Here is a 23,745-nt window from a genome sequence, read left to right on the forward strand (position 1 = left end):
GTGGCCTTCGAGGCCCTAAGGTGGAAGGCTTTCCCTGTACGGAATTGCTGAGATGCACCCATGGGATGGGTGGCGATTGACCCAGGTTTGACCCTGGTGGTAGGCTAACCCGCAAGTATGGCTGGGGGGTGGTTTTTTAGCTAGGCCCGCGGGAGATGCAACACTCTCTCGTGGGCGGCTTAGTGCCGCCCACCACTTTTAGTTAAACTGGACAGGGTTTTGGGAGGTTTAATGGATATTGCGGCAGCACTGGCAGAAATCGGCAGGGCTCCCACTTTGGAGCGCCTACAGGGCTTGAAGGTACACTACCTGGGGAAAAACGGCCTGGTGACCCAGGAGATGAAAACCCTGGGCCAGCTCTCGCCCGAACAGCGCAAGGAAAAAGGCCGGGTACTGAACGAGTGGAAGCGGGCCCTCGAGGAGGCCCTGCAAGCGCGTGAAGCCCAGCTTAAGGAGCTCGAGCTTCAGGCCAGGCTCGAGCAAGAAGCCCTGGATGTTTCGCTCCCGGGCTATGCCTATCCCTCGGGCGGGCTGCACATCACCAGCCTGATTTTGCTCGAGCTGGTGAACATCTTTCGCAAGCTGGGTTTCAGCGTGGTGGAAGGCCCCGAGGTGGAGAGTGAGTTTTTCAACTTTGATGCGCTTAACATGCCCGAGTGGCACCCCGCGCGGGATATGCAGGATACCTTCTGGGTGGAGTTTGGCGGTGCGTCTGAGTCCAGTGAAAAAGGAGGGCTAAAGCACGGTTTTGCCATCCAGGGGCCTTTTGGCGAGGACGTTACCGACCTGGGCGGGGCGGTGCTGCGAACCCATACCTCGGGGATGCAGATTCGCTACATGATTCAGCACACCCCGCCCTTCAAAATTGTGGTGCCGGGGCGGGTGTTCCGCTACGAACAGACCGATGCCTCGCACGAGGCCATGTTTCACCAGCTCGAGGGCTTGGTGGTGGGGCCCAACATCACCATGGCCGACCTCAAAGGCGCCATTAGCGAGCTGGCTCGAGGTCTTTTTGGCAAGGAGGGCAAGGCGCGTTTTCAACCGACCTTCTTCCCATTTGTGGAGCCGGGGGTGCAGTTTGCCATGTGGTGGCCCGAGCGGGAGAAGTGGCTCGAGCTTGGCGGCGCGGGCATGGTACACCCTTACCTGTTCAAGGTAGTGGACGACTACCGCGAAAAACATGGCTTGCCGCGGGTCTACGAGGGCATGACTGGCTGGGCTTTTGGTATGGGGGTCGAGCGGCTGGCTTTGCTGCGCTACGGCATTCCCGATATTCGCTACTTCTACCAGAACCGCCTGAGCTTTTTGCGGCAGTTTAGAGGCTAGCCCGTGATCCTTAAGGCCAAGTTGAACATGAGTGGGGTTGCCAAATGAAAATTGTTTATAGCTGGCTCAAAGAATTCCTGCCCGATGCGCCCAGCAGTGCGCGTTTGGAAGAGCTTCTGGCTGGGCTGGGCCTCGAGACCGAGTCCATCAGCCGTCTGGCCCCGCCCCCTGGTCAGGTGGTGTTTGGCCGGGTTTTGCAGGTAGAAAACCTGGAAGGTAAGGAGGTACGCAGGCTTGTTGTGGATATCGGACGGGAGGTACAGATTGTCTCTGGTGCGCCCAATGCCAAAACGGGCATGGGGGTGGCGCTGGCCCTGCCGGGAGCGGTGCTGCCCGATGGAAGCGAGCTGAGTATTCGAAAAATTGCTGGCCTCGAGTCCTATGGCATGGCCCTCTCGGCCAAAGAGCTGGGGGTGGGCGATTATGCGGGAGGCCTGCTCGAGTTTGCCCCCGAGGCCCTGCCGCCCGGCACCCCCCTGGCCGAGGTCTGGGGTCCCGAGGAGGTGATCGAGGTCGAGATTACCCCCAACCGCCCCGACTGGCTCTCGGTGTATGGGGTGGCGCGTGACCTGGCCGCCCTGGGTCTGACCCTGGTGCGGCCCAGCCCCAAGCCCCAGCGCACACCCTTGCCCCTGCCTTTTGGGGTCTGGATCGAAGACCCCGAGGGTTGCGACCGCTTCACCCTGTCGTATGCAAGAGGGGTACGGGTAGGGCCTAGCCCGCTTTTGGTGCAGCGCCGCCTGTACGCTGCCGGGATGCGGCCCATCTCCAACGTGGTGGATGCCACCAACTACGCTATGCTCGAGCTCGGTAACCCCATGCACGCCTACGATGCGGCCTTCATCAAGGAAGGTCTGGTGGTGCGCCGGGCTAAGGCGTGCGAGAAGCTAATTACTCTGGATGGTCAGGAGCGTACCCTGGATGAGCGCGACCTGCTGATTGCAGTCAAGGACGGCCAGCAGACCCGCCCGGCTGGGCTGGCTGGGGTGATGGGGGGTCTCGAGGACGAAATCCGCGATACCACCACTGCGGTAGCCCTGGAGGTGGCCCACTTCGACCCCGTGCGGGTGCGCCGTACCGCCAGACGCCAGGGCCTCAAGACCGAGGCCTCCTACCGCTTTGAGCGGGGCGTAGATAAGGACGGGCAGCTCCTGGCCGCCGACCGCTTTCTGGAGCTGCTGCAAGCCTGGGCTGGCCCGGAGGTGCAGGTGGCCCAGGAACGCCTCGACCTTAACTACACCCAGCCCCACCCGCCCATCGCCTTCCGGCCCGCCTATACCTCGAGGCTGGTGGGGCTCGAGTACCCCGAAGCCACCCAGGCCGAGGTGCTCCGTCGCCTGGGCTGTGGGGTTGAACCCACCGACCAGGCCGGGGTGTGGTTCGTAACCCCGCCCAGCTACCGGGTAGACCTCTCCATCGAGGAAGACCTGGTGGAGGAAGTGGCCCGCATTGTGGGCTACGAGCAGATTCCCACGACCCTGCCCAGCTTTTTCCCCCACCCCGATAACCTTGGCGTGGACGCCCCCTACCAGGCCATCGAACGGCTTAAACAGGTAATGGCCGGGCTGGGCTTTCAGGAAGTGCTGAACTATTCCTGGTCATCGCCCGAGGAATGCGCCCTGATGCGGGCACCGGCCCCAACGGTGTTCATGCAGAACCCCCAGACCACCGACCGCACCGCTTTGCGCACCGCTTTGTATCCTGGCCTGCTCAAGAACCTGCAAACCGCACTGGCTCAGGGAGAAGACGGGCCCTTTCTGCTGTTTGAGGTGGGTAAGGTCTTTGGGCAAACCGAAACCCTTCACCTTTCGGCCATGCTCTCCGGTGATCCGATTGCAGGGCTCTGGCAAAAGGGTCTAGAGGGCAGCTTCTTTGCCCTCAAGGGGTTGCTCGAGGTGACCGCCCGCAACCTGGGCAGCAACGTGCGGGTCGAGAAAGAGGCCGTACCGCACCTGCACCCAGGCATCAGTGGGGCGGTCTTCTGGAACGAGCAAAAGGTAGGGCATATCGGTGCCCTGCACCCCGCCATTGCCACAGCCCTGGAGCTGCCCCAGGTGTACCTGTTCGAGCTTACCCTGCCCCTCAGCAAGGGGCCAGGCGGCTTTGTCGATATCGCCAGATACCCTGCCTCCATGCGCGACCTGGCGGTGGTGGCGCCGGAGCCTACCCCCTATGCCGAGGTCGAGCGCCTGATTCGCGCCAGGGCAGGCGAATACCTGGAAAAGCTGGAGATTTTCGACGTGTACCGGGGCAAGCCGCTGGAGGAGGGACAAAAAAGCCTGGCCTTCCACCTGACTTTCCGCCACCCCCAGCGCACCCTGACCGACCTCGAGACCGATTCCTTTATGCAAAACATCATTGCCGCGCTCGAGCAACAGGGCTTCGCCATTCGGCGCTAAGTTTCTCCAGAGTTGAAATGCAAGATGCTGTTCCAAAAGATCGCTTTAGGAATTGCGCCAGGTACGCATAGACTCATTCCGCGGGTTTTTGTCAATCTACCCGGCGCAACTTAGAGCGCTCTTCACAATTGTTGAGCCGCTCGAAACTTGATTGCCCTGTCCTGCACAGCACAGTTGCCCCCCGGATGGGAGGCCACGTCTGTGAAGAGTGCGGTAGGGCAATCAAACCCTGGTGCCCTCGCCGCCCCAGCTCGAGTAGGCGTAAAAACGGCCCCGTTCCCCCTTCAGGTAGTCCATCAGGGGCTCCAGCAAAGGACGGTGCTCGTCTAGCTTGATGGCGACCTCCTCGGCGGTGAGGAAGCGGGCCTCCACAATGTGCCCGTCGGGGTCTTTGGGGTTGAGCAGACCTTCGTAATCGGCGCGAAAGGCCATGGCAATGGTGCGCTCGCTTTTGCGGGCATCTTCCACCTGAACCACGTAGGCCAGGTGCTGGATAGACTTGACGCGCAAGCCGGTCTCTTCGTGTACTTCCCGCCTGATGGCTGCCAGCACGGTTTCCCCGGCCTCGACCATGCCACCGGGCAGGGTATAGCGCACCCTGCCGCGACGGCTCCAGTCGTTGGCGACCAGCAAGACCCGCCCCTGTTTGTCCATCAGGATGGCTGCTGCCACCAATAGGTCACGTCGCAACCCATGCATAAAGACCACCTTTCGCCTAGGCGGTCTTGGGCTTGGGGGTAGACAGGGCCTCGAGTTGGCGCTCCTGGTCGGCTTTGCGCAGGGCCTCGTGCAGCTTGGAGAGGTCGCCCGAAAGCACCCCTTCCAGGTCGTGGGTGGTGAAGCCGATGCGGTGGTCGGTTACGCGCGACTGGGGGAAGTTGTAGGTGCGGATTTTCTCCGAGCGCTCGCCCGCGCCAATCTGGGCCAGGCGGTCTTCGCGGCGGCGGGCGGCCTCTTCGGCCCGTTTGATCTCTAAGAGGCGCGAACGCAGGATGGAGAGGGCTTTTTCCTTGTTTTTAATCTGGCTGCGCGACTCCATGCAGGAGACAATCATGCCAGTGGGCTTGTGCAAGACCTGCACCGCCGAGTCGGTGGTGTTGACCCCCTGGCCCCCCGGCCCCGAGGCCCGCGAGACGGTGATCTCGAGGTCGGCGGGGTCGAGCTGCACGTCCACCTCCTCGGCCTCGGGCATCACCGCCACGGTGGCGGTAGAGGTGTGGATGCGCCCCTGGGTCTCGGTGGCGGGCACCCGCTGCACGCGGTGCACCCCGGCCTCGTACTTCAGGTAGCCGTAAGCCCCGGGCCCCGTCACCTCGAAGGAGACCTTGGATACCCCCCCCAGGTCGGTGAGCGAGGTGTCCAGGAGCTCTACCTTGAAGCCGCCCCGCCGGGCGTACTCCATAATCATGTCGCGCAGCTCGGCGGCGAAAAGCGCGGCCTCCTCGCCCCCGGTACCGGCCCGAATCTCCACGATGGCGTTCTTCTCATCGAGGGGGTCTTTGGGCAGCAGCAAGAGCTCGAGCTCGGCCTCGAGGGCCTGGATGCGGGGCTGCAAGGCCGCGATGTCGGCCTGGGCCATCTCCCCCAGCTCGGGGTCGAACTGCAACTCGCGGGCCTCCTCGAGGTGGGCCAAGGCTTCTTTGTAGTTGCGAATGACGTTGACCAGGTAGCCCATCTCGGCGTAGCGCTTGCTAATGCGTTGATACTCGTTCTGGTTGGTGAGCACCGCCGGGTCGGCCAGTTGGCGCTCGAGCGCCTGGTACTCGGATTCAAGGGATTCAAGTTTCTCTAGCATAAACGGTCACTAACTACCAGAATAACGCGGATACCGCCTGGCTAATAGGTGATGGCTTTCATGAAAGGCTCCAATCTCTTCAAGGTTTGCTAAAACAACGCTTTGCACCCCACCGCACAGATTCGGCTTGGGGATCTGGGAATATTAACCTTTCCAAATGCAGTATGGAAGGCTTTTTCCGGCCTCTAAGCACTATCCTTTGGCTTGAGCCGGATGGGGCTTTGCTTGCTGGGGTCGCGGCCCACCTTGTCGGCGTAGAAGGCCCGGATTTGCTCGAAGTCGGCCTCGATGTTGCCGCTGGGGGTAAAGTAGCCCCCGACGCCCACTTCCTTGCGGCTGTAGTCGATATAGGCCAGCGCAATGGGCACCTTGGCCTCGAGGGCCATGTAATAAAACCCGCTCCTCCAGTAGGGGGCGCGGCTGCGGGTGCCCTCGGCAGCTATAACCACCCACAGGTTGTCGTACTGGTCGAAGATGCGGGCCACCTGGGTAACAAAATCGCCGCCCGCCTTGGAGCGGTCTACCGGGATACCGCCCAGCCATTTCATCACCACCCCGATCACTGGCGGGAAGAGCTGTTTCTTGCCCACCCACCTGAAGCGCGTGCCCGAGGCCATGCCCCACAAGAGGGCATACAAAAAGTCCCAGTTGGAGGTGTGGGGGTAGCCCACCAGCACAAACTTTTTACCTGGGGGCGGGGCCATGACCGCGGTCCAGCCCAGCATCTTTAGAGCCCACACCCCAAAGCGCTGCCAGGGCGTTTTGGGTTGGATGGCATAGGGGTGATTCATAGTATCTGGTATAGCATAAGGGATACCACAAGGTAAGCCGCTTATTTCTGTTGCCCTTGCAGGCTGCTGAGCAGAGCCTGGGCTTCCCGTAGCCTGGCCTGCACTTCCTCAAGCTGGCCCTCGAGGCCGCTGGGGGGTGCTTTGTGCTCCCGCAGGCTTTTGCGCATCTCGTCCATGCTGTTGACGATAATGCCCACCAGCAGGTTCAAGAACACCAGCGTACCCAGCAGCACAAACGAGACCATATACAGCACCGAAACCCAAGGCTGGGCCACGGGCTGGGTGCACAGGCTGGGGTCGGGCAGCTCGAAGCGCTCACAGCCAAAATACTGAATGCGGAGCACGTCCACCCAGCCTTCCAGGGTCAGGATGCTGAAGAGGGTGAGCAGGGCGGTGTGCAGGTTGCCAAAGTGGAAGGGGTCGTTGGGGCCGAACAAAAACACCCCGGCCACCGCGTAGACGTAGAGCAGCAGCAGCATCAGCAGCAGCACGTAGCCAATGGAAGGAATGCTACGCAGCAAGGCGCCCAGGATGATCTGGAGGTCGGGCAGGGTGCGGATGAGCCGCAGCACCCGCAGCAGACGCAGCAGGCGGGCGGCCACTGCGTAGCTTCCCAGTCCTGGCAAGAGGCTAATAACCACGATAAAGAAATCGAAGACGTTCCAGCCGCTCTGGAAGTAGCGCAACGGGCGGGGCCAGAGGGCCGCCATGCGCAGCAAAACCTCTATAGCAAAAATAGCCAGCACCAGGCCGTTGAGCCCGTGAAGCGTGGGGCCATAGCGCTCCATCAGGGGTGGGTAGGTCTCGAGGCCCACCAGCACAGCGGCGAAAAGGATGATGGCGGTTACGAAGCGATTGAAGGAGGCCGACTCCACCAGGTGGGCCAGGGCGTTGGGCGTAGCACTCACAGGGAAAAGTATAGAGCGGCTCTTCAACCCTGGTAGACGATCTCGGTCTTCCACTGGCCCGGAGGCTGGGCGTGCAGTTCCCAGAACTTTTCGGCGATCAGGTCGGGGTCGAAGGGGGTGTTGCGCCGGACCTGGCCGGCGATGGTCACGGTAGCGGCATGGATGCCTTCGTGGTACAGCTCCTTGCTCAAAGAGCCCACCAAGGCCCGCAGCGCGGCCTTGCCAATCGAGAGCGCGGCCCGGTCGGGCTGGGGGTTGAGGGCCAGGCCCCCGCCGGTAAAGAGCAGCGTGCCTTTGCGGCGCGAGAGCATACCGGGGATGACCAGTTGAGCTGCCACCAAGGCGCCATAGAGGTTGACCTGGAGGGTGTCCTCGAGGGCCTCCAGGCTCAATTCCGAAGCTCGGCTGCCCTGCGAGGCGTAGGCGTTGTACACCAGAACCTCGATGGGGCCAAGCTGCTTTTCGGCCTCGCGGACGGCGGAAATGAGCTGGGAGGTACGGGCCACATCGGCGGGAAAGCTACCCACCGTGTAACCGTCGAGCTCGAGGGCCCCCGCGTAGTTTTCCAGCCGGGCTTCGCTGCGGGCCACCAGGCCCAGCCGATACCCCTCCCGCCCAAAGCGCCGGGCCACGCTAAGCCCAATGCCCCGCCCCATGCCTACCACCAGACAAACTTTGGGCCTCATACTAAGAGCGCATGGTAACATCAAGGATGCTGTTTGTGGGCTCACGTAACGTGGGCCAGCCAGAAACCGAAGGCGAGTTGAGTTATGTATAGAGTGGTTATTGTGGGCCGCCCCAATGTGGGCAAGTCGAGCCTCTTCAACAAATTGATGGGGCTGCGTGCGGCCCCGGAAAAAGCGGCCAAGGCTGGGAGCCAGTTTGCGGTGGTGGCCGATGTGCCCGGGGTTACCCGCGACCTCAAAGAGGGCGTGGTGGAAAGCGAGCAGGGCCGCTTCAAGCTGATCGATACCGGCGGCTTGTGGTCGGGGGATGTGTGGGAGAAGAAAATCAAGCAAAAAGTTGAGCGTGCGATTCAGGACGCCGACCTGGTGCTCTTTGCGGTGGATGGGAGGAGCGACATTGTGACGGCCGACCTCGAGGTCGCCGACTTTCTGCGCCGCCAGGGCAAGCCGGTGCTGTTGGTGGCCACCAAAGTAGACGACCCCAAGCACGAGGCCTACCTGGGCAATTTGTATGCCCTGGGCTTTGGCGAGCCCGTTCCCACCAGTGCGGCCCACGGGCGTGGTTTCGACGATTTACTGGAGCGCATCTGGGCTATGCTACCGATTCGCCAGAGCGAGGGCGAGCCCGAAGTGGTGCCCATCCGCCTGGCTATTGTGGGCCGCCCCAACGCGGGCAAATCCAGCCTGCTTAACGCCATCCTGGGTGAGGAGCGGGTGATTGTATCGGAAATACCCGGCACCACCCGCGACTCCATTGACGTGGAGTTCGACTACGGGGGCAGCCGGTTCTTGCTGGTAGACACCGCCGGTATTCGCAAGCGGCCCGAGACCGGGGTGGAGGAACAGGCCATTGGGCGGGCCCACCAGGCCATTCTGGATGCCGATGTGGTCTTGCTGGTCATAGACCCCAAGGAAGTGGGCGACCACGAGCTAAAACTAGCCAACGAGGCCCTCGAGGCCGGTAAGCCGGTGATCGTGACCATTACCAAGTGGGACCTGATCGAGAGCAAAGAGGAGGCCAAGCGGGTGCGGGCCGACCTGGCCCTCAAACTCTCCCACATCCAGCACCTGCCCGTGCTGTACGTCTCTTCGGTTACCAAGCAGAACCTGCACAAGCTGCTTTCCGAGGCCGCGCGGCTTTTTGAGCTGGCTCGAGTGCGCTTCGAGACCGCCGAGCTCAACCGCTGGCTTTCGGTCTGGAGCACCCAGACCATGCTCCCCAACTTCAAGGGCAAGCCCCTCAAGCTCTTTTTCCTCACCCAGCCCGAGGTGGCCCCCCCCACCTTTGTCTTCTTTTGCAACCACCCCGAGTTCGTAACGCGGGCCTTCGAGGGCTTTTTGCGCAACCGCATCGGCGAAGACTTGGGTCTGCGCGAGATTCCCTTTCGGATGGTGTTCCGCGGGCGCAGGGAGCCGAAGGGTGAGGGAGAGCGCACATGAGGCTGCCTTGAGTCGTTCTGTTTTCTGGGGCTCCCGACGGGAGCGGCATTTGCCCGTTGGTTTTAACCAGCACTGAACTAGAGCGCTCTTCACAAATATTGAGCTGCTCACAGCTTGCTTGCTTTGTCCTGCACAGCACAGTCGCCTCCCGAATGGGAGCTAACGCCTGTGAAGAGTGCGATAGATGCTCCAGCCGGAGTTTGTGTCACTCGCTGGCGCTTGCCAGCAGACGCCCGCTGGTGTCCACAAACTCTACCCGTGTGAAGCGGGCCGGTACTTCCAGCATCACAAAGGGGCTGGTCAGGGCCTGGGTCACTATGGCACCGGGTGGCGGGCTTACGAGGCGCAGGGTGACCCGCAGGGTACTGCCCGAAAGCTGGCTGCTGACGTACTGCACGCTGTAGCCGCCGGTTGGCTTTTGTCCCCAGAAGAAAGCCACCACCCGGCTGCGGGTGAAATCTACTACTGGGGTAGCGGGTGGGGGCACCTGATTGCCGGTGGCCAGACGCCAGATGTTGAGGAGCTGAGTGGCGTTGCCGGCAAGGTAGGCCGCCGGGCCTGGCGCGGTATAGGCAGCCTGGCTGCCCTGGAGTAAAACGCGGGGGGTGGGGTTTGGGCTGGGGATCATAAAGATGAGCTCCGTCTCGAGGCCATACTGTACGGCCAGGGCAGCTAAACGACTCTGGCGGGGGGCTGGCACATAGCGGTTGGGTTCCAGGGGTGGCTGAATCTCGTAGACCACCACCGGGCGTCCCCCACGGCGGGCCAGGATTTCCCGTAGCACCACCGCGCTCTCGGCATCCGAAAGCCCCTCCAGGTAGGGGGAGCCAGGGCGGTCCTCGACAAATTGGGCGGTGTTGCCCAAAAAAACACCTCCCAACCGCGACCAGCTTCCATCGAAGAGCCAGGCGCTTTTCACATCGCGGCTGGTGCGCACCACATACTGCAAACCGAAGAAGGAGCGGGTGGTCTGGGCCACGCGGGGCTGTGCAGGCCCAATCTCACGGTAGAGGGCCTCGCCATTCACCAGCAAAGCCTCGGGCACGGCCAGCGGGCTGGCGCTGCTGCCCTGGGTAAGCGAGAGGCGCTGCACCCCTAGCTGAACCACCTGGGGTTCACCATAAAAATACGTCCAGCGCTCGGTGTTCTCGGCAAACAGCAGCTGAATTTCACTGACCTGATACGGTTGCTGTTCCGGCAGGGGTACGCAACCTACCAGGGCTACCATCGCAAGACCCAACCATGGTTTCATACCTCCCATCTTAGGGCTTTTTTAAAGCAGCCTGTTGGTCGGTAAAACTTTGCTCAAAGGAGGAGGGGATGACTTGGTACTGTGTGAGAGGCGGATAAAAAGCGTGAAGCGCCTTTTAGAGCGAAACCCAGTCGTTTTTGACCTGCTACCCAACACAAAGCTTCAGGCGGGGTTCATATGACCGGGCGGGTTCATCCTGCTGTTCTGGGGTCGAGCGCGTCGCGTAGGGCATCTCCCAGCAGGTTGAAGCCCAGGGCCACAAACATGATGGCCAGCCCTGGAAAGGTGGCCACGTGTGGGGCAGTGGCCAGGTATTCGCGTCCCCGTGCCAGCATCAGCCCCCACTCCGGTTCGGGAGGTCGGGCGCCCAGGCCCAGGAAACCCAGCCCGGCAGCAAACAAAATTGCTACTGCCATCTGCAAGCTGGACTGCACAATGATGGGCGAAAGTGAGTTCGGCAGGATGTGCCACAGCAGGATGCGCCGGTTGCGATTGCCCAGGGCCCGGCTGGCCTCCACAAACTCGCGGTCGCGCAGCGCGAGCACCGAACCCCTTACCAACCGGGCGTAGACTGGAATGGCCGCGATTCCCACGGCGATCATCACATTGGTCAGGCCGGTGCCCAGGGTAGCAACCAGCACAATGGCCAGCAGAATTCCAGGAAAGGAAAGCATCACTTCCACGATGCGCTGGGTGATCAGATCGAAAGTACCGCCGAAGTAGCCCGAGACCAGACCCACCGGTACGCCGATGAAAAGGCCTATGGACACGGCAATCAGGCCTATGGAAAGCGAAATCCAGGCGCCGTGGGCCAGGCGGCTCAGAATATCGCGCCCCTGTTCGTCGGAGCCCAGCAGGTAAAACTTGATGGGGCCGTCCACGCCAAATAGGTGCAGGTCGCTGCGCAAAAGACCACCCCACCACACCCAGGGCTCACCCCGCACCAAGAACCGGATGGGGTAGAGCTCCTGGCCTACCTCGAGCGCCCCCAGTGGTGTGCGGCTCACCTCGCGCACCCAAAGGCCCGGCTGCCCTTCCGGGCCGCGAAACTCAACGCGCATGGGGGGTACATAGGTGCCGCGCAGGTTTTGTTCGACTGGGCTGTAGGGCGAGATGAAAGGGGCGAAAGCCGCCACCAGGACAAAGATGCCGATAAATACAAAACCCGCAATGGCCAGCGGGCTTCTCAGCAGCCGCCGCCGCCAGCGGGGTGACTCCCGCTTTGAAGATAAGGCTTGAACAGGATTTGCAGATTCTGCCATAGGTGTACCTTGCAGGCTTTAGTCGTAGCGAATGCGCGGATCGATAGCGCCGTACAGCAGGTCTACCACGAGGTTAATCAGGATGAAGGCCACCGCGATCAGGAGCACCGCGCCCTGCACCACCGGGTAGTCTCGAGCCAGAATCGAACCCACCAACAACTGCCCGATGCCGGGCCAGGCAAACACCGTCTCGGTGATGACCGCTCCTTCCAGCAGCCCGCCAAACTGCAGGCCGGTGATGGTTACGACAGGAATCAAGGCGTTTCGCAGGGCGTGCTTGAAGATCACTACCCTTCCGGCCAGCCCTTTGGCCCGGGCGGTGCGGATATAGTCTTGCGAGAGCACTTCCAGCATGGCGCTGCGGGTCATACGGGCCAGGATGGCAGCGGTGCCGGTGCCCAACGTGATGGCGGGCAAGACCAGATGCCAGAGCGTGCCTGTACCGGCTACCGGAAACCACCCGAGCTGCACCGAGAAAATCAGAATAGCCATCAGGCCAAACCAGAATACCGGCATCGAGACCCCAATCAAAGCCCCCAGCATGGCCAGCAAATCGAAGATGGTACCGGGCCGGGTCGCGGCGATAATGCCCGCCGGAATTCCGATCAAAAGCGCGACCAGCATGGCGCCCAGGGTGAGCCGCAGGGTGTTGGGGAAGTACTGGCGTAGCTCGTAGGTGACGGGCTTGCGGGTGCGCACCGACTGCCCCAGGTCGCCCCGCACCACGTTGGCTGCGTAAAGGCCCAGCTGCACATGCCAGGGCTGATCCAAACCAAAACGCTGGCGGATATCGGCCAGGGTTTCGGGGGTGGCGAACTCCCCGGCCAGTAGCTGTGCAGGGTCGCCGGGGGCCAGCCGTACCATCAGGAATACAGCCAGCAAGACCCCCAGCAAGGTGGGGATGACCGTGAGCAAGCGGCGGGCGATGTAGGTGGTCATGGGTCAGGCCTATTCAGATTTTTTTTTCAGCGAGGGTCGCTAAGCTTTGCTGCACATCCTACCCAAGTCCTGCTGTCCTTGCAAGAAAAACCCCGCCACCCAGGTGGCGGGGTAGGAGGGCATTTTTTAGCGCTCGGCTGAGGTGCGGAAGCTGGCCTCGGTGGCGATCAGGCGCTCGGTGGGGTGTACCACAAAGCCCTGAACCTCGCGGCGGATAGCCGTAACCTGCTGCTCGGAGTGCAGGAAGACCCAGGGTACGTCGTTGTAGATAATCTGCATGGCGCTGGCGTAAAGCTGCTGACGGGCCTGGGGGTTGGTGGCGATGCGGGCCTGCTCGAGGATACGGTCCAGGCGGGGGTTGGCGTAGAAGCCCCGGTTGAAGCCGTTGGGGGCGTGCTGCGAGCTGTGGAACAGCCCAAACAGACCATAGTCGGCGTCGCCCGTGACGGTACCCCAGCCCAGCATGGCCACCTGGATCTCGTTGCGTTCACGCGGCTGGTTGGTAGCTGCCAGGTAAGCACCCCACTCGAGGGTCTGGATCTGGGCCTGTACCCCCACCGCCCGCAGCTGGCTCTGCACCGCTTCGGCTACCCGGATGTCCTGCAGGTAGCGCCCGTTGGGGCTGTGCAGGGTAAAGCGCAGGGGGTTCTGGGCGTTGTAGCCGGCCTGGGCCAGAAGCTGGCGGGCCAGGCTGGGGTTGTAGTCATAGCTCCCAACCTTGGTATAGCCAAAGATGCCGGGGCTGATGGGGGCATCGGAGGCCCGGCCAAAGCCGCCCAGCACAAACTTCACAATCTCTTCCTTGTTGATGGCGTGGTTGATGGCTTTGCGCACCCGCACATCGTCGAAGGGCTTTTTGCTTTGGTTGAAGTAGAAGAAGATGGTGCGCACGCTGGGGGTGGTTACCACATCAATCTCGGGACGGGCGCTGAGGCGCTGCACATCCTGGGGTGGAACCCGCACGGCCACGTGGGCCTGCCCGGTCTCGACCAGGGCCATCCGGGTGGTGGCCTCGGGTACAGCCAGGAAGCGCAGGCGTTCGATGGCGGGCTTCTTGCCCCAGTACTCTTCGTTGCGCACCAGCTCTACAAACTGGCCTTTCTGCCAGCGGTCGAACTTGTAGGGGCCGGTGCCCACGGGATTGTCGCGGTAGCCTGCCCCCAAGCGGCGGATGGCCGCGGGGCTCTGGATGGCAGTGGAGCTGTGGGTGAGGTGGGCCAGCACCGGGGCAAAGGGCTCCGGCATGCGCAGACGCAGGGTATGGGCGTCCACCACTTCGAAAGCGCTGACCCGCCCCCGCAGCAAGAAGGCAAAGGAAGAGGCCAGCTCGGGAGAGATCAGACGCTCGAGGTTGAACTTCACGGCCTCGGCGTTAAACTCGGTTCCGTCGTGAAACTTGATGCCTTTGCGCAGGTTGAGGGTGAGCACCTTGCGGTCAGTGCTGAAGCTGAAACGCTCAACCAACTGCGGCACGATTTTTCCGTCGGGGGTGTAGTAGAACAGGGTTTCTACCACGTGGCTGGCAACCGTGGCCGAAGGGGAGTCGGTGGCCAGAGGTGCGTCGAGGGAGGTGGGGTCGGTGCCCTGGGCGATGATCAGGGTACGGGACTGGGCCAAAGCCCAGGATAGCAAGAGGGTCAGCCCCAAGGTGAGCCAGAATCTGAGTCGCATGAGATATCCTCCTTTGCAGCCTTTTTATCCACAGCGTGGGCTAGATGGCCTGGCAAAACCCCGAGGTAAAGAAGCCGATCCAGCAGCCCGATGTGGGTGAACGCTGCTTGCAAAGTGAGGTTAGCATAAGGAAAACCTTGCGGTAAATCTTGCAGCCTGGGTTACATTTGCACACCTGGCTCATCTGTTTGGTGGAGGAACTGCTACCATTTAGCTGAAGGGTCGGTTATGGAAGAGTTACAAAGGCTCGAGGTCACACCCATCCAGCCCACTGAACGCTATAGTGAGGCCGCCTTCTGGCAAAAGCTGCAAAGGTTTGCCCGCCGGGCAGGTCGCGAAGTGGTGGAAAAGGCCCTCTGGCTTTATTACACCCTGCAAGAACCCAGCACCCCCACCTGGGCCAAACGCACCATTCTGGGCGCGCTGGTCTATTTTCTGGTGCCCCTCGACGCGGTGGCCGATCTGGCCCCGTTAATCGGTTTTACCGATGACCTGAGCGTTCTGCTGTTGGCAGCAGGGACGGTAGCCGCCCACATTACGCCCGCCATCAAAGAGCGCGCCCGGCGTCAGGCCAGCGTGTGGTTTGGCGAGGCGGTTTAGCCATAGGCCCCTGACCAGGGGCCAGGTGTCCGGTCGGGAATTTCAACCAGCCGGGTCTCGGTTTTGTACAGCTGCATGCCCCTGGCCTGGTAGTTGGCTAAGGCGGCTGGGCTGTCGAGCGAGCAGGTGTGAACCCAGACCCGCTGGGCCCCCAGCCGCCAGGCTTCCTCGAGGGCACAGGTGAGCAGGTGTCCCCCCAGCCCCATTCCGCCAAACTGCTCCAGCAGGCCAAAGTACACGATTTCGACATTCCCCTCGGGCTGCACCTCGAGCTGAAAATAGCCTGCGGGCGTGCCTTTCAGGTAGAGCACCCAGGTATGCAGGTTGGGGTTTTGGGCATATTCCCACCAAGCCTGGTAGCTCCAGTTGGCTTTTTCGTACCAGTACCAGTTGCCCCCCACGCTGCGGTAGAGAAAGTGTTGCAGCTCGGCACTGGGAATTTCGGCCTTCATCAGCAGCAAACCCTCTAGTGCCACACGCTTGGGGCGTAGTGCTTGGGGTGAGCGCATCTCGAGGTAGTAGGTTGTAACCTCGACTTGCATAGGCCGATTGTATCGGCTTTCTGGCCACAGAGCTTCAGGGGTCAACCACAGTGATGGAGCCTTTCATACCCTGGGCAGCGTGGGTAGCGCACTCGTATTGGTAGGTTCCGGGGGCGCTAAAGGTGTAGATCTGGGTGGTGGTGGCTGGGGTGGCTGGGATGGGGTTGCCTGCTCCGAGACCCCGCAGGGGATGGGTTGGGCTGGCTGTTATAGACACACCCTGCCCTGGCCTGACCTTGCAGCTGGAAGGGCTGTAGGTAAAGCCCTCGATGCCGATGGTGGCTGGGCAGTCTGGGGGGGTGCTGGCAGGTGGGGAATTGTTTCGGCAAGCGAAGACGACCAGCAACCCCAAGGCTGCTAAACCTGCCTGGATTAGCCTGCGCATAAAGGTACCTCTAGAAGCGCATTTTACAATGCGGTCTGGCGCAGTTACCTGAGCTTGTCTAAAAGATCCTGCCGCACCGGATGGAAGGCATCGAACACCACGCTGTCTTCGATAAAAACCGCCTCGTGCTCAACATTGGAGGGCACATGGGCTATATCGCCAGGGCCGAGCTCGAGCCACTCCTCCCCAATTCGCAGCCGCAACCGCCCCGAGACCACCAGCGTAATCTGCTCGTGGGGGTGGGTGTGGGCGGCCAGGGGCGAACCCGCTTTACCCTCGGCCCGCATCAGCATCAGATGCTCGCCGGCAAACGGGCGAAGCACCGCACCGGGCACCTCGAGGCCCGGAAGGCTGGCTGTTTGGGCATACCTGGCTTTCATCGCTCACCCCACAGCTTAGTGGCCGCCCAGGTAGGCTTCCTGGATCTCGGGCCGGGTTGCCAGCTCTTTGGCCGGGCCGCTCATGGTCAGGTGGCCGGTCTGGAGCACATAGCCGCGGTGGGCAATTTGCAAGGCCAGACGGGCGTTTTGTTCCACCAGCAGAATGGTTTTGCCCTGCTGATTGAGCTTCTGGATAATCTCGAAAATAAAGTCCACCAGTACCGGGGCCAGCCCCATCGAGGGCTCGTCCATCAACAGCAGCTTGGGGTCTTGCATCAGGGCCCGCCCGATGGCCAGCATCTGCTGCTCCCCCCCCGACAAGGTACCACCCTTTTGGTGGCGCCGCTCAGCCAGGCGAGGAAACAGGGCGAAGGCTTGTTCCTTACGCTCCTGCACCACCTTGGGGTCGCGGATCAGAAAGCCGCCCATTTCCAGGTTCTCCTCCACCGTCATGCGGGGGAAGATGCGCCGCCCTTCGGGCACATGCCCGATACCCAGCCCCACGATTTTGTCGGCAGGCAGTTTGTGTATGGGGCTGCTTTTGTACAGCACCTCGCCCTTGCGGGGCTTGTTCATGCCGCTGATGGTGCGCAAGGTGGTGCTTTTACCTGCGCCGTTGGCCCCAATCAGGGTAACAATCTCGCCTTCCTCAACCGTAAGCGATATGCCCTTGAGCGCGTGGATATGACCGTAGTAGGTGTGGATGTCTTTGACTTCAAGCAGAGGCATGCGTGCTCCCTCCGGCCTGTCCTGCTGCGCCTTTGCCCAGGTAGGCTTCAATAACCCGTGGATTGGCGCGGATCTCGGCGGGCAAACCCTCGGCAATCTTGGAGCCGTACTCGAGCACCGCTATCCGATCCGAGATGCTCATTACCATGGCCATATCGTGTTCGATGAGCACGATGGTCAGACCCAGGTCGTCGCGCAGCTTGCGTACGCGTACCTTAAGGTCTTCGGTCTCCTGCTCGTTCATCCCCGCTGCGGGCTCATCCAGAAAAAGCAACTTGGGTTCCAGGGCCAAAGCCCGGGCGATCTCGAGCCGCCGTTGCTCCCCATACGAAAGCCCGGAGGCCAGCTCTTCGGCCCGCTTGTCCAGGTTCATGTAGGCCAGGAGTTCCATAGCCCGCTTTTTGGCCTTTCTTTCTGTGAGGTGAAACCTTGGGGTGTGCAGGAGGACGTCAAAGTAGGTCTGATGGGTGAGGCTATGATGCCCTACCAGCACGTTTTCCAGCACCGTCATGGCCTTAAACAAGCGGATGTTCTGGAAGGTACGGCCAATACCGGTACGCGCGACTTTATCCGGTGAGTAGCCGGTAATGTCCTGGCCGAAAAAGACCACCCGCCCGGTGTCGGGCTTATAAATTCCGGTAAGCAGGTTGAAGAAGGTGGTCTTGCCAGCCCCGTTCGGGCCGATAACCGAGAAAATTTCCTTGGGCCGCACCTGTAGGCTTACATCGCTGACGGCCACCAACCCGCCGAACTTTTTGGTGGCGTTTTGTACATCCAGGGCCAACACGCTCATTCACCACCGCCTTCTTTGGCCTCCTGACGGGCTTCTTGTAGCTCAGCTTTATGTCTTTGTTCGGGTATAAGCCCCTCAGGCCTGAAAATCATCATTAGAATCAAAATCAAACCGAACACCAGACGCTCGTATTTTGCGGGGTTAAGCTGGGGGGGCAGGTTGGCCATGTTATAGCCCAAAATGTTGACCCCGGTCTGCCGCCAGGTGTTCAGCAGGTCGGAGAAATCCTTGAGGATACCGATGTTGAGCACCGTGACGGCAGCAGCGCCCACCACCGCTCCGCCGATGGAGCCCATGCCACCCAGAATCACGAAAGCCAGAATGTTAATAGAGGCCTGCAATGTAAAGGACTCGGGGCTCACAAAGGTTTGTTTGGCGGCGAAAACCGCACCCATAGCACCAGAAAAAGCAGCGCCGGTGGCGAAAGCCAGCAGCTTGGTGGGCAAAAGCGGAATGCCCATGGCCTTGGCGGCAATCTCGTCTTCGCGGATGGCTACCCAGGCCCGTCCAAAGCGCGAGTTGGCCAGCCGGATGTTGACCAGAACCACAATGCCAATCACCAGCAGCACCAGCAGGTAAAAGAAGAACGAGTAGGCGATGGGCTCGTCAATAGGGCGCCCATACAGGCGTTCGGCGCCGATGGCCCGCAGGAATTCGGTCAGCGGCCCCACCTCAGGACGGTTAACCGGTGTAATGCCTTGGGGGCCGTTGGTAATGTTGATGGGTTTGTCGAGGTTGTTGGCAAAAACCCGCACCACCTCACCCAGGCCCAGGGTAACGATGGCTAGATAGTCGCCCCGTAGCCGCAGGGCGGGGAGGCCAATCAGTACCCCGGTAATGGCCGCGGTAATGACGGCCAGGGCCATAAACAAATACAGATAGTTGCCCGGCAACCCCGCAGCAGGAAAGCCGGCGATAAACTGGGAGGCCTGCGGTGAGCCAAAAATGCCCCAGGTATAGGCTCCAATAGCGAAAAAGGCCGCAAAACCCAGATCCAACAACCCAGCTTGCCCTACCACCACATTAAGGCCCAGCGCCAGTGCGGCAAAAATTCCAATCTGGATGCCCAGCTCAAACAAGAACGAGTTGGTCAGGCCGGCAATGGGCACCGCGATAAACAGGATGGCTGCACCCAGGGCGATGCGCACTAGACTGCTCAGATTGGGTAGCAAAAAGGCCGCTACGAGCACCGCCAAAAGGCCGTAGAAGGCCAGCTTGTCGCTGGGGTTGAGCCGCAGCAGAATGGTAAGCACCAGGGTTAGCACGGCCAGCAAGCCTGAACGCCAGGTAGTAGGTATTTTGCTCAGGCTTACCAGGCCTACCGAGACCAGCAAGGCCAGGTTGGTCAGCCCGTTTTGGGGCATCAGCAGGGCCCCCAGAATAGAGAGGACCGTGAAAGCGAGGGTGAAAGGAAAAATGAACTGGCTCATACCTTTTCACTCACATTCTGACCAAAGATTCCCTGTGGTCTGAAGAGCAACAGCAGCACCAGGGTTAAGAACGCGAACACATCTTTGTACTCGGTGCCAAAGTTGCCATTGGTTAGGAAGGGCAGGAAGGTACCCGAGAGGGTCTCGAGTTGGCCGAGAATAAGCCCCCCAACCATAGCGCCGGGAATGTTGCCAATTCCACCCAGAACAGCCGAGGTAAAGGCTTTTAGCCCAGGCAACACCCCGGAATAAGGGGTTACATTGGTGTACAGCAGACCGAACAAAACCCCAGCCACTCCACCCAGCGAACCCCCGATAAGGAATGTGCGGGAAATGATGGTGTCAGGGTTAATGCCCATAAGAGCGGCTGTTTGCATGTCCTGTGAGACCGCCCGAATGGCTTTGCCAAGTTTGGTGCGGTTCACCAGGAAGGTCAGCCCAATTAGCATCAGGATTGAGACCACAATGATGATGATGCCCTTAACCTGAATGGTGGTCTCGAGCGGCAGCATCAAGGTGGTGTTCAATTCATCGAAGGTGCGGTACTGCATGTTGAACTCGTTGTGACGCAAGGCAGCATATATGCGGGTTAAGTCTTGCAGCAAAAACGAGACCCCGATAGCAGTAATCATGGGAACCAGGATGTTCTCGCTGCCCCGTTTGCGCAGGGGACGGTAAGCAAAGCGTTCTACCAGTGTGGCCATAAGGCCTGAACCTGCTGCTGCGAAAACCAGGGCAACCAGCAACAGCAAGAAAGGGTTGGAAATTACAGGCGCCTCGGGGTTGCCCCAGAACCGAAAGACCTCGAGGCCAATCACCGCTCCGATCATGAAAACTTCGGAGTGCGCAAAGTTAATCAGCCCCAGCACCCCGTAAACCATGGTATAGCCCAGGGCCACCATGGCGTAGACAAACCCCAACAGCAGACCCTCGAGGAAGGTTTGCGGCAGGATGGCAAGCAGATCTGCAACCGTCAAGTAAACCTCCTAGTCTTTAAGATTATACGAACCCACGCATATAAACTCATTGAGGCGTGTGCTCTTTTCCAGATAAGCCTGCCAGAGTATATCGGTTGCAAACAAACCTGACAACAGGCAACAAAAAAATGAAAAACTGACCCCTGGGTCAGTTTTTTGATTTTTCTCACAAAAAACACGCAAAGCTGCATAAAAAGAAGGCTCCCGCGAATGCAGGAGCCTCTACCGCACCCTTCACAAGACATTGCCTCCCGGATGGGAGGCAACGGTGCTGTTTAGAACACAGCAATCAAGGTATGAGCGGCTCAATGGTTATGAAGAGCGCTCTAAAGTAAAACTTACTGGCGAGCGGCCGGGGGCGCAAACTGAATCACGCGCAGCACTTCGCCGGGGTACTTGGCCTCCTTCATACCCACGATGTAGTAGTCGGAGAGCTTGCGGTCACCCTTGCTATCGAACTCGATGCGACCGCTGAGGCCATCAAGCTTCACTTCACGTACGGCGCGGGCCACTTGTTCGCGGGTGGGCTTACGGCCGTTGTTGGCCTTGATGGCGGCCTCGAGGGCAGTAAGAATCACATTGGCTGCATCGTAAGCGTACACTGCATAGGCTTCAGGGTCTTTGCCGAACTTGGCCTTGTAGCGCTGGGCAAAGGCCGCGGCCTTGGGCAGGGTGCTGATGGGGCCAGCGGTGGTGGTGAAAATCACGCCTTTCGAAGCGGTACCGGCAATCTTGACCAGGTCGGAAGCATCCAGACCGTCACCGCCCATGAAGGTAGCGGTGATGCCGCGTTCACGCATTTGCTTTACCAGCACACCACCCTTGTCGTAGATACCACCGTAGTAGACCAGGTCGGGGCGCTGGGCGCGCATCTGCAGGATGAGGGGCTGGAAGTTGGAGGCTTCTTCGGTGCCTACCAGGGCCACCACGTTGGCGCCCAGCTCCTTGGCGCGGGCCGCGAAGGCTTCGGCCAGACCCTGGCCGTAGGGGGTTTTATCGTGGATCACAAACAGGCGGTTTTTCCTGAGCACCTTTACGGCGTACTCGGCACCCACCGGACCCTGCACGTCGTCACGCCCGCAGATGCGGTTGACGTTCAAGTAGCCGCGGTCGGTAACGCGGGGGTTGGTGTTGGCGGGGGAGACCATGACCAGGTTGGTGTCTTTGTAAATCTCGGAGGCAGCTATCGCCACGCCCGAGTTCAGGTGACCCACGATACCCAGCAGGTCGGGGTCGTTAACGATACGCCGGGCTACCGCTACACCCACATCTGGGGTGGCCTGGTCGTCTTGAGGGCTGAACTGCAGCTGGAAGCCAAGCTGCTGGAAGCGGGCCTGGGCATCCTCGATGGCCATCTGGGCGCCCTGCTGGATGGCGGTTCCCAGAGCGGACTGAGGCCCGGACAGGGGCGAGACCGAAGCGATCTTGATGACGTTGGACTGGGCCGAGGCCACACCCAGGGCCAATACGCCCAGCGCTAGAATTGCGAGCTTTTTCATGCCGATTCCTCCTGAAGAACAAACTTAGCCGTGATGGCTGGCCTATTCTACCCAGCCCACACCAAGGTGTGTCAACGTGGGCGGTTATTTTTTTCCAGCCATTTTGAGGGTACACAATTTTTCTGAAACTGCAACAGGGGTAGCCGCCTTTGCAGCTCTAAAGACTGAAGCCATCAGTCTTTAGGTGGAGCGGCGCTGACTGGCCTCATGATGGTTTTGAACAACCCCTGTACTACCCCCGCAGTATCTCGGCGCGACGGCGCTAGTATTCGGCCAGGTACTGGTCAAGTTCCCATTGGTGAACTGCGATCCGGTAGGAGTCCCATTCCACCTGCTTGGCATTCAGGAAATCTTTGTATAACTGCTCGCCCAATGCGGCCCGGACGACCCGGTTCTTTTGCAGGGCCTCGAGGGCTTCGCGCAGGGTTCTGGGCATCTCGCTGACGCGGTACTTGCGCCTGTCCCGTACCGAAAGCTCGTATACGTCGCGTTCGATGGGGGGTGGGGGGGTCAGGTTGCTTTCGATGCCCTCGAGGCCCGCCCCCAAAATCACCGCTAGGGCCAGGTAAGGGTTGCAGGAGGGATCGGGCAAGCGAAACTCGGCCCGGGTGCCCATGCCGCGCCGTTTGGGAACCCGGATCATGGCGCTACGCTGCGAAACCGACCAGGCCACACTGGTGGGGGCTTCATATCCGGGGGTCAGGCGCTTGTAGGAGTTGACCAGCGGGTTGGTGATGGCGGCCATGCCCTCGGCGTGCTCGAAGAGGCCGGCGATAAATTGAAGGGCGGTTTTGGATAGCTGATGGGGCCAGACCTCGAGCTTCCCCCTGGGCTCATAAAAAACATTCTCACCATTTTTGAACAGCGACAGGTGAAAGTGCAGGCCCGAGCCATTAATGCCAGCAATGGGCTTGGGCATAAAGGTGGCGTGAAGCCCGTGGTTGATGGCAATGCGCTTGGCCACAAACTTAAAGGTGGTCAGGTTGTCGGCAGCTTGGAGGGCGTCGGTGTACTTGAAGTCAATCTCGTGCTGACCAGGGGCGCCTTCATGGTGGGCAGCCTCGAGCTGCAACCCCAGTGCTACCAGCATGTCTACCATATCCCGGCGGGCCTCCTCCCCCCTGTCGGTGGGGGCCAGGTCAAAGTAGCCGGCCCGGTCGTAGGTGTGAATGGTCGGGCCGCCTTCGGAGCTGCGGTTAAATAAGAAGAACTCCACCTCGCTGCCTACGTAGAGGTTGTCGAAGCCTTTTTTCTGGGCTCGCTCGATCTGCCGCTTGAGTACCTGCCGGGGGTCACCCTCGAAAGGTTTGCCATCGGGGTAAGCAATATCGCAGATTAAGCGAGCTACGGCACCTTTGGTGGTGGGCTCTAAGTCTCTTGGATAGACCACAAAGGTGCTGTAATCCGGTTTCAAGAGCATGTCTGACTCTTCGACCTCGGTGCGGCCAAAGCCCTCAATGGAGGAGCCATCGAACATAATCTCGCCGTCTAAAGCCTTCTCAAACTGATTAATCGGGAGCTCAACCACTTTGTTGATGCCCAAAATGTCGGTGAACTGTAGGCGCAAGAAGCGTACCCGATGGTCTTTTAGCTCTTGCAGAATATCCTGCTTGGTTCGTGCCATGTGTTTAGCATACCGGTATTGCCCGGGCTTTTGACAGGCGTTTCTCGTTTCCTGGCCGGTTGGCTGCTTCAGGAAGCCGTGGGCACAGGTCTGGTGGGGCTTATATGAACCCCGCCTGAAGCTTTCTGTTTAGGGCAGGTCAAAACCAACCGGATGTAAGAGCAGCGCTTGGCGCAGCTTCGGGTGGGGGTCCCAGCAAAAAGAACAGATCAAAAACATTTCTTATTGTTTGATTTGTATTAAGGAAATTTTCAATCCACGCCAATTCGGAAAAGGACTTGACACCCAGTGGAAAATAAGGGACGGGGGTGAGTTAT

At 60.3% G+C, this 23,745-nt stretch carries 22 protein-coding genes; 4 read left to right on the top strand and 18 right to left on the bottom strand.

Going from position 1 to position 23,745, the window contains the following annotated elements:
• The first annotated feature begins 231 nt into the window (after window positions 1-231).
• Both pheS and pheT read left to right on the top strand, forming a co-directional pair.
• Complete coding sequence (gene pheS / locus ABWU19_RS10035; protein ID WP_435901557.1) at window positions 232-1,326, top strand: phenylalanine--tRNA ligase subunit alpha; 1,095 nt, start codon at window positions 232-234, stop codon at window positions 1,324-1,326.
• A gap of 44 nt (window positions 1,327-1,370) precedes the next feature.
• Window positions 1,371-3,725, top strand: a complete 2,355-nt coding sequence (gene pheT, locus ABWU19_RS10040) for a phenylalanine--tRNA ligase subunit beta (RefSeq protein WP_435901558.1) — start codon at window positions 1,371-1,373, stop codon at window positions 3,723-3,725.
• Between the two features lie 222 nt (window positions 3,726-3,947).
• On the opposite strand, the gene ABWU19_RS10045 is transcribed toward pheT, so the two are convergent.
• The 5 genes from ABWU19_RS10045 to ABWU19_RS10065 form a co-directional block, all read right to left on the bottom strand.
• A complete protein-coding gene (locus ABWU19_RS10045; protein WP_435901576.1) occupies window positions 3,948-4,415 on the bottom strand; it encodes an NUDIX hydrolase in 468 nt (155 codons plus the stop codon).
• 25 nt (window positions 4,416-4,440) lie between these two features.
• Window positions 4,441-5,520, bottom strand: a complete 1,080-nt coding sequence (gene prfA, locus ABWU19_RS10050; protein ID WP_435901559.1) for a peptide chain release factor 1 — start codon at window positions 5,518-5,520, stop codon at window positions 4,441-4,443.
• Between the two features lie 185 nt (window positions 5,521-5,705).
• Window positions 5,706-6,311, bottom strand: a complete 606-nt coding sequence (locus tag ABWU19_RS10055; protein WP_435901560.1) for a lysophospholipid acyltransferase family protein — start codon at window positions 6,309-6,311, stop codon at window positions 5,706-5,708.
• 41 nt (window positions 6,312-6,352) lie between these two features.
• Window positions 6,353-7,219, bottom strand: a complete 867-nt coding sequence (locus ABWU19_RS10060) for an ion transporter (protein WP_435901561.1) — start codon at window positions 7,217-7,219, stop codon at window positions 6,353-6,355.
• Window positions 7,220-7,242: 23 nt separating this feature from the next.
• Window positions 7,243-7,905: an SDR family NAD(P)-dependent oxidoreductase gene (locus ABWU19_RS10065; RefSeq protein ID WP_435901562.1), complete on the bottom strand. Its 663-nt coding sequence runs from the start codon at window positions 7,903-7,905 to the stop codon at window positions 7,243-7,245.
• Between the two features lie 84 nt (window positions 7,906-7,989).
• Here ABWU19_RS10065 and der point away from each other — a divergent pair, with 84 nt between their 5' ends.
• Window positions 7,990-9,345 carry a ribosome biogenesis GTPase Der gene (gene der, locus ABWU19_RS10070; RefSeq protein WP_435901563.1) on the top strand — a complete coding sequence of 452 codons (1,356 nt, stop codon included), beginning with the start codon at window positions 7,990-7,992 and terminating at the stop codon, window positions 9,343-9,345.
• A 205-nt stretch (window positions 9,346-9,550) separates the two neighbouring features.
• Here the strand turns inward: der and ABWU19_RS10075 are convergent, their stop codons facing one another.
• The 4 genes from ABWU19_RS10075 to ABWU19_RS10090 all read right to left on the bottom strand — a co-directional run bounded on the left by ABWU19_RS10075 (window position 9,551) and on the right by ABWU19_RS10090 (window position 14,469).
• Window positions 9,551-10,597, bottom strand: a complete 1,047-nt coding sequence (locus ABWU19_RS10075) for a protease complex subunit PrcB family protein (RefSeq protein WP_435901564.1) — start codon at window positions 10,595-10,597, stop codon at window positions 9,551-9,553.
• Window positions 10,598-10,788: 191 nt separating this feature from the next.
• A complete protein-coding gene (locus ABWU19_RS10080) occupies window positions 10,789-11,859 on the bottom strand; it encodes an ABC transporter permease (protein ID WP_084496120.1) in 1,071 nt (356 codons plus the stop codon).
• Window positions 11,860-11,877: 18 nt separating this feature from the next.
• Window positions 11,878-12,798 carry a nickel ABC transporter permease gene (gene nikB, locus ABWU19_RS10085; protein WP_435901565.1) on the bottom strand — a complete coding sequence of 307 codons (921 nt, stop codon included), beginning with the start codon at window positions 12,796-12,798 and terminating at the stop codon, window positions 11,878-11,880.
• 126 nt (window positions 12,799-12,924) lie between these two features.
• Window positions 12,925-14,469, bottom strand: a complete 1,545-nt coding sequence (locus tag ABWU19_RS10090) for a glutathione ABC transporter substrate-binding protein (protein WP_435901566.1) — start codon at window positions 14,467-14,469, stop codon at window positions 12,925-12,927.
• Between the two features lie 228 nt (window positions 14,470-14,697).
• Here ABWU19_RS10090 and ABWU19_RS10095 point away from each other — a divergent pair, with 228 nt between their 5' ends.
• Window positions 14,698-15,069 carry a YkvA family protein gene (locus tag ABWU19_RS10095; protein WP_435901567.1) on the top strand — a complete coding sequence of 124 codons (372 nt, stop codon included), beginning with the start codon at window positions 14,698-14,700 and terminating at the stop codon, window positions 15,067-15,069.
• On the opposite strand, the gene ABWU19_RS10100 is transcribed toward ABWU19_RS10095, so the two are convergent.
• From ABWU19_RS10100 to glnA, 9 genes are all read right to left on the bottom strand, one after another.
• Entirely contained in the window at window positions 15,066-15,611 is a 546-nt protein-coding gene (locus ABWU19_RS10100) for a GNAT family N-acetyltransferase (protein WP_435901568.1), read from the bottom strand. The genes ABWU19_RS10095 and ABWU19_RS10100 overlap by 4 nt on opposite strands.
• A gap of 34 nt (window positions 15,612-15,645) precedes the next feature.
• Window positions 15,646-15,996, bottom strand: coding sequence for a plastocyanin/azurin family copper-binding protein (locus ABWU19_RS10105; protein ID WP_435901569.1), 351 nt, complete (start codon window positions 15,994-15,996; stop codon window positions 15,646-15,648).
• A gap of 44 nt (window positions 15,997-16,040) precedes the next feature.
• Window positions 16,041-16,376: a cupin domain-containing protein gene (locus tag ABWU19_RS10110; protein ID WP_435901570.1), complete on the bottom strand. Its 336-nt coding sequence runs from the start codon at window positions 16,374-16,376 to the stop codon at window positions 16,041-16,043.
• A gap of 15 nt (window positions 16,377-16,391) precedes the next feature.
• Complete coding sequence (locus ABWU19_RS10115; RefSeq protein WP_435901571.1) at window positions 16,392-17,105, bottom strand: ABC transporter ATP-binding protein; 714 nt, start codon at window positions 17,103-17,105, stop codon at window positions 16,392-16,394.
• Window positions 17,092-17,892: an ABC transporter ATP-binding protein gene (locus tag ABWU19_RS10120; RefSeq protein ID WP_435901577.1), complete on the bottom strand. Its 801-nt coding sequence runs from the start codon at window positions 17,890-17,892 to the stop codon at window positions 17,092-17,094. The genes ABWU19_RS10115 and ABWU19_RS10120 overlap by 14 nt, the downstream gene beginning before the upstream one ends.
• A 2-nt stretch (window positions 17,893-17,894) precedes the next feature.
• On the bottom strand, window positions 17,895-19,328 hold the full coding sequence (locus tag ABWU19_RS10125) for a branched-chain amino acid ABC transporter permease (RefSeq protein ID WP_435901572.1): 1,434 nt from the start codon (window positions 19,326-19,328) through the stop codon (window positions 17,895-17,897).
• Window positions 19,325-20,305 (bottom strand): branched-chain amino acid ABC transporter permease, encoded by a 981-nt coding sequence (locus tag ABWU19_RS10130; RefSeq protein WP_435901573.1) that lies wholly within the window; start codon window positions 20,303-20,305, stop codon window positions 19,325-19,327. Before ABWU19_RS10130 ends, ABWU19_RS10125 begins: the two co-directional genes overlap by 4 nt.
• 338 nt (window positions 20,306-20,643) lie before the next feature.
• The gene (locus ABWU19_RS10135; RefSeq protein WP_435901574.1) at window positions 20,644-21,804 is read right to left on the bottom strand and encodes a branched-chain amino acid ABC transporter substrate-binding protein; all 1,161 of its coding nucleotides are present in this window, start codon (window positions 21,802-21,804) and stop codon (window positions 20,644-20,646) included.
• A gap of 262 nt (window positions 21,805-22,066) precedes the next feature.
• Window positions 22,067-23,428: a type I glutamate--ammonia ligase gene (glnA, locus tag ABWU19_RS10140; protein ID WP_435901575.1), complete on the bottom strand. Its 1,362-nt coding sequence runs from the start codon at window positions 23,426-23,428 to the stop codon at window positions 22,067-22,069.
• Window positions 23,429-23,745 lie beyond the last annotated feature (317 nt).

The sequence above is a fragment of the Meiothermus cerbereus genome (assembly GCF_051297115.1).
In the GTDB taxonomy this organism is placed as follows: Bacteria; Deinococcota; Deinococci; order Deinococcales; family Thermaceae; genus Meiothermus; species Meiothermus cerbereus_A.

Bases quoted from the DNA above. Each gene is read 5' to 3' on its own strand.
- pheS (WP_435901557.1), top strand. From the start codon at position 232: ATGGATATTGCGGCAGCACTGGCAGAAATCGGCAGGGCTCCCACTTTG.
- pheT (WP_435901558.1), top strand. From the start codon at position 1,371: ATGAAAATTGTTTATAGCTGGCTCAAAGAATTCCTGCCCGATGCGCCC.
- prfA (WP_435901559.1), bottom strand. From the start codon at position 5,520: ATGCTAGAGAAACTTGAATCCCTTGAATCCGAGTACCAGGCGCTCGAG.
- ABWU19_RS10055 (WP_435901560.1), bottom strand. From the start codon at position 6,311: ATGAATCACCCCTATGCCATCCAACCCAAAACGCCCTGGCAGCGCTTT.
- ABWU19_RS10065 (WP_435901562.1), bottom strand. From the start codon at position 7,905: ATGAGGCCCAAAGTTTGTCTGGTGGTAGGCATGGGGCGGGGCATTGGG.
- der (WP_435901563.1), top strand. From the start codon at position 7,990: ATGTATAGAGTGGTTATTGTGGGCCGCCCCAATGTGGGCAAGTCGAGC.
- ABWU19_RS10075 (WP_435901564.1), bottom strand. From the start codon at position 10,597: ATGAAACCATGGTTGGGTCTTGCGATGGTAGCCCTGGTAGGTTGCGTA.
- ABWU19_RS10080 (WP_084496120.1), bottom strand. From the start codon at position 11,859: ATGGCAGAATCTGCAAATCCTGTTCAAGCCTTATCTTCAAAGCGGGAG.
- nikB (WP_435901565.1), bottom strand. From the start codon at position 12,798: ATGACCACCTACATCGCCCGCCGCTTGCTCACGGTCATCCCCACCTTG.
- ABWU19_RS10090 (WP_435901566.1), bottom strand. From the start codon at position 14,469: ATGCGACTCAGATTCTGGCTCACCTTGGGGCTGACCCTCTTGCTATCC.
- ABWU19_RS10095 (WP_435901567.1), top strand. From the start codon at position 14,698: ATGGAAGAGTTACAAAGGCTCGAGGTCACACCCATCCAGCCCACTGAA.
- ABWU19_RS10100 (WP_435901568.1), bottom strand. From the start codon at position 15,611: ATGCAAGTCGAGGTTACAACCTACTACCTCGAGATGCGCTCACCCCAA.
- ABWU19_RS10105 (WP_435901569.1), bottom strand. From the start codon at position 15,996: ATGCGCAGGCTAATCCAGGCAGGTTTAGCAGCCTTGGGGTTGCTGGTC.
- ABWU19_RS10110 (WP_435901570.1), bottom strand. From the start codon at position 16,376: ATGAAAGCCAGGTATGCCCAAACAGCCAGCCTTCCGGGCCTCGAGGTG.
- ABWU19_RS10115 (WP_435901571.1), bottom strand. From the start codon at position 17,105: ATGCCTCTGCTTGAAGTCAAAGACATCCACACCTACTACGGTCATATC.
- ABWU19_RS10125 (WP_435901572.1), bottom strand. From the start codon at position 19,328: ATGAGCCAGTTCATTTTTCCTTTCACCCTCGCTTTCACGGTCCTCTCT.
- ABWU19_RS10135 (WP_435901574.1), bottom strand. From the start codon at position 21,804: ATGAAAAAGCTCGCAATTCTAGCGCTGGGCGTATTGGCCCTGGGTGTG.
- glnA (WP_435901575.1), bottom strand. From the start codon at position 23,428: ATGGCACGAACCAAGCAGGATATTCTGCAAGAGCTAAAAGACCATCGG.